Source organism: Teichococcus deserti (genome assembly GCF_001982615.1).
In the GTDB taxonomy this organism is placed as follows: Bacteria; Pseudomonadota; Alphaproteobacteria; order Acetobacterales; family Acetobacteraceae; genus Pseudoroseomonas; species Pseudoroseomonas deserti.
The window spans coordinates 1-7,064 of the sequence record NZ_MLCO01000128.1 but is presented as its reverse complement, the minus strand read 5'-3'; the positions used below and the strand labels follow the sequence as shown (position 1 = coordinate 7,064).

5 protein-coding genes and 1 pseudogene are annotated in these 7,064 nt (G+C 71.6%); 2 read left to right on the top strand and 4 right to left on the bottom strand.

Features of this window, described 5'->3' with window-relative positions:
- The first annotated feature begins 272 nt into the window (after positions 1-272).
- On the top strand, positions 273-794 hold the full coding sequence (gene ppa, locus BKE38_RS14090) for an inorganic diphosphatase (protein ID WP_076957939.1): 522 nt from the start codon (positions 273-275) through the stop codon (positions 792-794).
- Positions 795-883: 89 nt separating this feature from the next.
- On the top strand, positions 884-1,816 hold the full coding sequence (locus BKE38_RS32855) for a hypothetical protein (protein ID WP_083747543.1): 933 nt from the start codon (positions 884-886) through the stop codon (positions 1,814-1,816).
- 4 nt (positions 1,817-1,820) lie between these two features.
- On the opposite strand, the gene BKE38_RS14080 is transcribed toward BKE38_RS32855, so the two are convergent.
- The 4 genes and pseudogenes from BKE38_RS14080 to BKE38_RS32095 all read right to left on the bottom strand — a co-directional run.
- Positions 1,821-3,590 carry a cache domain-containing protein gene (locus BKE38_RS14080; RefSeq protein WP_083747542.1) on the bottom strand — a complete coding sequence of 590 codons (1,770 nt, stop codon included), beginning with the start codon at positions 3,588-3,590 and terminating at the stop codon, positions 1,821-1,823.
- A gap of 113 nt (positions 3,591-3,703) precedes the next feature.
- Positions 3,704-4,276 carry a GNAT family N-acetyltransferase gene (locus BKE38_RS14075; RefSeq protein ID WP_076957938.1) on the bottom strand — a complete coding sequence of 191 codons (573 nt, stop codon included), beginning with the start codon at positions 4,274-4,276 and terminating at the stop codon, positions 3,704-3,706.
- A 2-nt stretch (positions 4,277-4,278) separates the two neighbouring features.
- Entirely contained in the window at positions 4,279-6,201 is a 1,923-nt protein-coding gene (gene rpoD / locus BKE38_RS14070) for an RNA polymerase sigma factor RpoD (protein ID WP_076957937.1), read from the bottom strand.
- Positions 6,202-6,498: 297 nt separating this feature from the next.
- Positions 6,499-7,064: pseudogene (locus tag BKE38_RS32095) on the bottom strand (DNA primase); the annotation flags it as partial.

Below are 7,064 nucleotides of genomic sequence, written 5' to 3'. Positions count from 1 at the left end.
TGGTCTGCGCCTGCCCCGGGCGGGCGGCGAAGGGGGCGAGCAGCGGGGCGGCGAGGCCCGTGGCCAGCAGCGAGCGGCGCGTGGTCATGCAATCTCCCCCCTTGGCGGCGGCGCAGGGTCATGCCCCGCGGCCGGACGGCGCATGGTGCGCGGGGCCGGGGGCGGCCGGCAAGAGGCAGCTTGGCCGTGTCGGCGGGATGCGCCGAATTGCCGCTGGGCCCGGGCTTTGCTAACAGCCTCAGCCACCTCGCCACGAAACGGACGCCCCCACCATGGACGTGACCAAGCTCCCCACCGGCAAGAACCCGCCGCACGACATCAACGTCGTGATCGAGATCCCGCAAGGGAGCCAGGTGAAGTACGAGGTCGACAAGGAGAGCGGCGCGATCTTCGTCGACCGCTTCCTGTTCACCCCGATGGCCTATCCGGCCGCCTATGGCTTCATCCCCGGCACGCTGGCCGATGACGGCGACCCGTCCGACGCGCTGGTGCTGGCCCCCGCCCCGGTGGTGCCCGGCGCCGTGATCCGCGCCCGCCCGATCGGCGTGCTGTTCATGGAGGACGAGAGCGGCCAGGACGAGAAGCTGGTCTGCGTGCCGCATGACAAGATCCACACCGCCTTCACCGACGTGAAGGAAGTGGACGAGCTGCCGAAGATCACGCGCGACGCGATCGAGCACTTCTTCACCCGCTACAAGGACCTGGAGCCGGGCAAGTGGGTGAAGGTGAAGGGCTGGGGCAACGCCACCCAGGCCGCCGAGATCATTTCCCGCCAGATCGCGGCGGCCAAGTAAGTCCTTTCGGTTGCCGGGGGACGGTGTCCCCCGGCGGCGTTCGCTGGGGTGCGGCCCCGCTTGAGCCGGGCGCGCCAGGGAGTGACCCGATGCTCAGGCTGAAGCCCCTGCAGGACATCGTCCTGGTCCAGTCGGCCGACCCGGTGAACTACTTCACCATGCTGCGCAGCACCTCCAAGCTGAACCGCGCCTTCTGCATCCAGCACGACGTCCGCTATCTCTGCCTGCACGGGGTGCTGCGCGGCTACCACCCCTGGCACGCCTGCTACAACCGCATCATCACGCTGAAGGAAATGCTCGATACCGGCTACAAGGGCTGGTACCTGCACCTCGATTCCGACGCCTATGTCTTCGACATCCATTACGACCTGCGCAGCTACCTGGCCGGCGCGGCCGAGCATTCCTTCATCTTCACCCATGGCGCGACCAAGGCGCTGTGGGACGTCAATGACGGCGTCTTCTTCGCCAACTGCGCCCATCCGCACACCCGGATCGTCGCCGAGCGCTGGCTGGCCATGCTGAAGGGCATCAAGCCGGAGAAGCTGCTCAAGGCCGAGAAGTGGTACCAGACGCCCTGCGACCAGCAGATGCTGCACACCGTGCTGCGCAACGACCCGGAGCTGGCCGGCTCGCTCCGCCACGAGCATCCGCGCTTCATGAACGGGCCGGGCTCCTCCTTCGTGCGGCAGATCCTGCGCTCCTTCGAGCGCGATCCGGAACTGCGCCTGGCGAAGATCCAGCTCGAGGTCGAGCGCGCCCTGCAGCGGCAGAAGCTTGCCTCCGACGATGTCACGAGCGTCTATTACGGCGTGGCGCGGGCGCTGGACCTGCCGATCCCGAAGGACCTTGCCGAGGTGCAGGCGGCGACGGCCGACCGCGCCGGGCTGCTCGACTTCCTGGAGAGGTCGGTGGCCGAGGCCCGGGCTGCCATGGCCGCGGCGCCCCCTGCCACTGCGCCTGCCCCTGCCGCTGCCCCCGAGCCCGCCGTCGCGGCGCCGGTCGCGCCGCCCGCCGCCGGCTGACGCCTCAGGCGGCGCGCCCCTGCGCGGGGACCGGCGCCGCCTGCAGACGCAGCAGCAGCCCGCTCAACGCCGTCTGCAGCGCCTCGCCCTGGGCGGCGACGGCGGCGCCGGCCTGGCGCACCCCCTCCAGCGCTGCGACATCGGCCGCCATGCAGCGGTCCACGGCAGCCATCCGCGCCGTCGCCTTTCCGGTGCCCTCCCCCGCCTCGGCGACATGGCGCAGGATGGCGCCGGTCGCCTGGCCCTGCTCGGCCGCGGCGGCGGCGATCGCCTCGCCGATCGCATTGGCCTGCTCGATGGCGCCGCCGACATTGCGGATGGCGCCGACCACCTGGGCGGTGGCGCGCTGCATGGCGCCGATCTGCGCGCCGATCTCCTCGGTGGCGCGGGCGGTCTGGCCGGCCAGCCCCTTCACCTCGTTGGCTACCACGGCGAAGCCGCGCCCGGCCTCGCCGGCGCGCGCCGCCTCGATCGTCGCGTTCAGCGCCAGCAGGTTGGTCTGGCCGGCGATGTCGCTGATCAGCTTCACCACGTCGCCGATGCGCCGCGCCATCTCGGCCAGGCTGCCGACGGTCTCGTCCGCGGCCCGCGCCTCGGCGGTGGCGCGCCCGGCGGCCTGGGCGCTTTCCGTCACCCGCGCGGCGATGGCGGACACCGATTGCGCCAGCCGGTCGGCCGCCGCCGCCACCGCCTCGACATTGCTGCCGGTGCGGCCGGCCGCCTCGCCGGCGCCGGCGAGCTCGGCCGCGACCTGGTCGCGGGTGCGGCCCATGCTGGCGGTGGCGGCGCTGAGGCTGGCGGCCGATGCTGCCAGGGCACCGGCGACGCTGCCCAGCGCCGCCTCCACCTCGCCGGCCATGCCCTGCTGCGCCGCCAGGCGCTGCGCCTCGGCCTGGTGGCGGCCGGCCTCGCGCTCGGCGCGCAGCCGTTCGCCCTCCAGCAGCGCCGCGCGGAAGACGTCGACGCTCTCCGCCATACGGCCGATCTCGTCGCCGCGGCCGAGGCCGGGCACGGCGGTCTCCCGCTCGCCGGCGGCAAGGCCGCGCATCCGCCGCTCCAGCGCGCCCAGCGGGTGGGTGATGCCGCGGCCGATCAGCAGCGCCAGCAGCAGCAGCGCCAGCCCGACGCCCAGCGCCATGCCGCCCAGCGCGAAGAGCTGCTCGCGCTGCGCCGCGCGCAGGTCGTCGACATAGATGCCGGTGCCGACCACCCAGCCCCAGGGCGCGAAGCCCTGGACATAGCTCAGCTTCTCCACCGGCCGCTCGGCCCCCGGGCGGGGCCAGAGATAGGGCACCATTCCCTGGCCGGAGCGGCGGACGACATCGACGAAGGCCTGGAACAGCGGGAAGCCGGCCGGGTCGCGGGTGGCGCCGACCTCCTGCCCCTCCAGCGCCGGGCGCACCGGATGCAGCACCACGCGCGGCGTCATGTCGGTGATGAAGACGTATTCCTCGCCGCGGTAGCGCAGCGCCCGCACCGCGCGCAGCGTCGCCGCCTGGGCCTCGGCGCGGCTCTGCCGGCCGGCCTGCTCCTCCGCCGCCTCGCGCGCGGCGATGGCCAGCACGCTGTCGACCACGGCGCGCAGCAGCGCCACCCGCCCCTCCTCCAGCACCGCCGACTGGCGGCGGGCGGCCAGCCCGGCCAGGGCGCCGAGCGCCAGCAGGGCCAGCAGCGCGATGGCGCCGAGGCGCAGCGCCAGCGGCAGGCGGAAGGGCGATGCGGCGCGCCGCGCGGCCGCGACGGGGCGGCCGGGGGCGGACAGGGCTGCGGACAAGGAAGCGCCTCCGGAACGGCCGCCGGTGGGGTGCGGCGGCCCGGCAGGATGGCCGCGGCGCGGTTAGCGGAAGCTTAGGAGGACGCCGAAAAGCCGGTCAGGCCAGCAGCCGGTCAGGCCAGCAGCCGGTCGGGAACAGTCAGGCCGAGGCGGACCGGCACCGGCCAGACCTCGCGCACGGTGCGCAGCTTGGTGAAGCCGGCGGCCTGGTAGTTCGGCAGCGCCCGCGGATGGTCGGCGGTGCAGGTGTTCACCGTCACCAGGCTGGCGCCGTCCCAGGCCAGGTCGACCGCGGCGCGCAGGAAGGCAGGTCCGGCGCCCTTGCCCACCATGTGCGGCATCAGGCCGAAATAGGCGATGTTGGTGGTGGAGGTCGCGGCGCGGCGCTCCAGTTCGAAGAAGCCGGCCGGCTCGCCGTCGCGGTAGAGGACGTGGATGCTGACCGCCGGGTCGCCCAGGATGGCGGCGAGCTCGGCATCGCCGGTGGCACGGCGCAGCCACCAGACATAGTCCTGCCCCACCGTGTTGTAGAGATAGCGGTAGAAGGGCACCGAGCAGTGCCCGACCCGCACCAGGCGGAGGTCGGCGGGAAGCGGCGGCGCCGGGTCGGCCGGCGGCGCCGCCATGCGCAGGAAGGTGACATCCACCACCACGCGGATCGCGGGCTCGACCAGCGACAGGGCCATGGTCAGTTGTCCAGGAAGCTGCGCAGCTTGCGCGAGCGGCTGGGGTGCTTGAGCTTGCGCAGCGCCTTGGCCTCGATCTGGCGGATGCGCTCGCGGGTCACGTTGAACTGCTGGCCGACCTCTTCCAGGGTGTGGTCGGTGTTCATGCCGATGCCGAAGCGCATGCGCAGCACCCGCTCCTCGCGCGGGGTCAGGCTGGCCAGCACCCGGGTCGTCGCCTCGCGCAGGTTGGACTGGATGGCGGCGTCGAGCGGGATGACGGCGGCCTTGTCCTCGATGAAGTCGCCCAGATGGCTGTCCTCCTCGTCGCCGATCGGCGTCTCGAGGGAGATCGGCTCCTTGGCGATCTTCAGGACCTTTCTCACTTTCTCCAGCGGCATGCCGAGCTTTTCCGCCAGCTCTTCCGGCTGCGGCTCGCGGCCGATCTCGTGCAGCATCTGGCGGCTGGTGCGGACCAGCTTGTTGATCGTCTCGATCATGTGGACCGGGATGCGGATGGTCCGCGCCTGATCCGCGATCGACCGGGTGATCGCCTGCCGGATCCACCAGGTGGCGTATGTGGAAAACTTGTAGCCGCGGCGGTACTCGAACTTATCGACCGCCTTCATCAACCCGATATTGCCCTCCTGGATCAGGTCCAGGAACTGCAGGCCGCGGTTGGTGTATTTCTTGGCGATGGAGATCACCAGGCGCAGGTTCGCCTCGATCATCTCCTTCTTCGCCTGGGTCATGTCGCGCTCGCCGCGGCTGACCGTGGAATAGACCCGCTTGAACTCGTCGACCGGCAGGCCGGTCAGCGCCGCCGTGTTGGCCAGCTGGGTGCGGATCTGCTCGACATCGTCGCGCGAGCGCTCGATGAAGTTCTTCCAGGACTTGGCCGAGAGGCCGCCGATGCGGTCGAACCAGGCCGGGTCGATCTCGGCGCCGCGCCAGTGCTGCAGGAAGTCCTCGCGCTTGACGCGGCTGGCCTCGGCCAGGCGCAGCACCTGGCCCTCGAAGCCGGTGATGCGGCGGTTCAGGCCCTTGAGCTGGTCGACCAGCTCCTCGATGCGGTTGTTGTGGAGCTGCACCTTCTCGACCAGGGCGACCAGCTCGACGCGCTGCTTCTCGTAGGTCTTCTCGGTGCGGCTGGCGAATTCCTCGCCCGCCGCATAGGCCTCCATGCGCTTGGCCTGCAGCTTCTGCAGCTTGCCGTAGAGGTCCTCGATCGCCTCGAAGGCGACCAGCGCCTCGGGCTTCAGCTTCTCCTCCAGCGCGGAGAGCGACAGGCCAATACCCTCGCCCTCCTCGCCTTCCTCGAATTCCTCGGCCTCGGCCGGCGGCGGCACGTCCGGGCTGTCGGCCGCCGCCGTCGCCTCCAGGTCGATGACGTCGCGCAGCAGCATGCGGCCTTCCTTGACCGCGTCGTGCCAGGTGAGGATGGCCTGGAAGGTCAGCGGGCTCTCGCAGAGCCCGCCGATCATCATGTCGCGCCCGGCCTCGATGCGCTTGGCGATGGCGATCTCGCCCTCGCGGGAGAGCAGCTCGACGCTGCCCATCTCCCGCAGATACATGCGGACCGGGTCGTCGGTGCGGCCGAGGCTCTCCTCGTCCACGTTGCCGCCGCTCTCCTCCTCCTCCTCCTCCTCGGACCCTTCGGCCTTGGCGGCGGGCTTGGCGGCGCCCTCGGCCTCCTCGGTCTCCTCGGCCTCGACGACATTGATGCCGAGATCGTTGAGGATAGCCATGTTGTCCTCGATCGTCTCGGAGGACAGCTGCTCGGTGGGGAGCGCCTGGTTCAGCTCATCATAGGTGACGTAGCCGCGTTCCTTGCCGCGGGCGATCAGCTTCTTGAACGCCGCGGACTGGGTGTCGAGCAGCGCCCCTTCCACCGCCTCATCGCGGTTCTCGACAGTGTCGGTGCCGTTCGCGACCTTGCTCGCCATGCCGATCCGCTCCGTCTGACGCCGCCCGGCAAGTGCCCGCCGGGGCCGGTTTTTGCCGGTTATGCCTTCCTGGTCCTAGCGGCCCCGCCCACCGTAAGCAATGCAGGGGACCGACATGACAGAGAGCGGCCATAACGCCCCGCCCCCCGCCAAGACAAGAGCGCCCGGGCGAAAGGCCAACGGGTCCCCTGCCGCCCGCTCTAGACCAAAGCCCTGAATCAACAGCCAAGCCTATACGGAACGGTCACGATCAGACCGGTTCCATCATCTGGAAGGCCCAAGCAGGAGAGGCTTGCCTCAGATCGTGTCCTCGCCGCCGCCATCCTCGAACTCGCCGCGGCGCTGCGCCGCGATCAGCTCGTTCAGCCGGATCAGCCGGGTCTGCGCCGCCGGGCTGCCGGTGGCGGCCAGGTCCTGCAGCGCCGCCTGGCGCTCGGCCTGGAGCGCCGCCTCGCCGCGGAAGCGGCCGAAGAAATACCACCAGCTGTCGGCCACCAGCTTGGGCAGGGCCTCCGGCGCCGCCGCCGCCGGCAGCAGGCGCGCGGATTGCCGCAGCCAGGCCAGGCCTTCGGCGTCCACCTCTTCCAGGTGGCGCGCGAGGGCTGCGGCGTCAAGCGGGCCCGCCCCCTGGTCGCCCTGGTGGCCATGCGGCAGGTGCCCCGCATGGTGCCAGCCGAGCAGCGCCGCCTGCAGCCGGGCGGGCAGGCCGTCGGGCAGCTCGAGGCCGGCGAAGGCTTCCTCCACCTCGGGCAGCAGCCAGGGATGCGCCAGGGTGATGGCCAGCAGGCAGCGCGCCTGCTCCTGCCGGACCTGCGACAGGTCGACCGGGTCGCGCGGCGGGGTGAAGCCGGGGATGCCGGGGC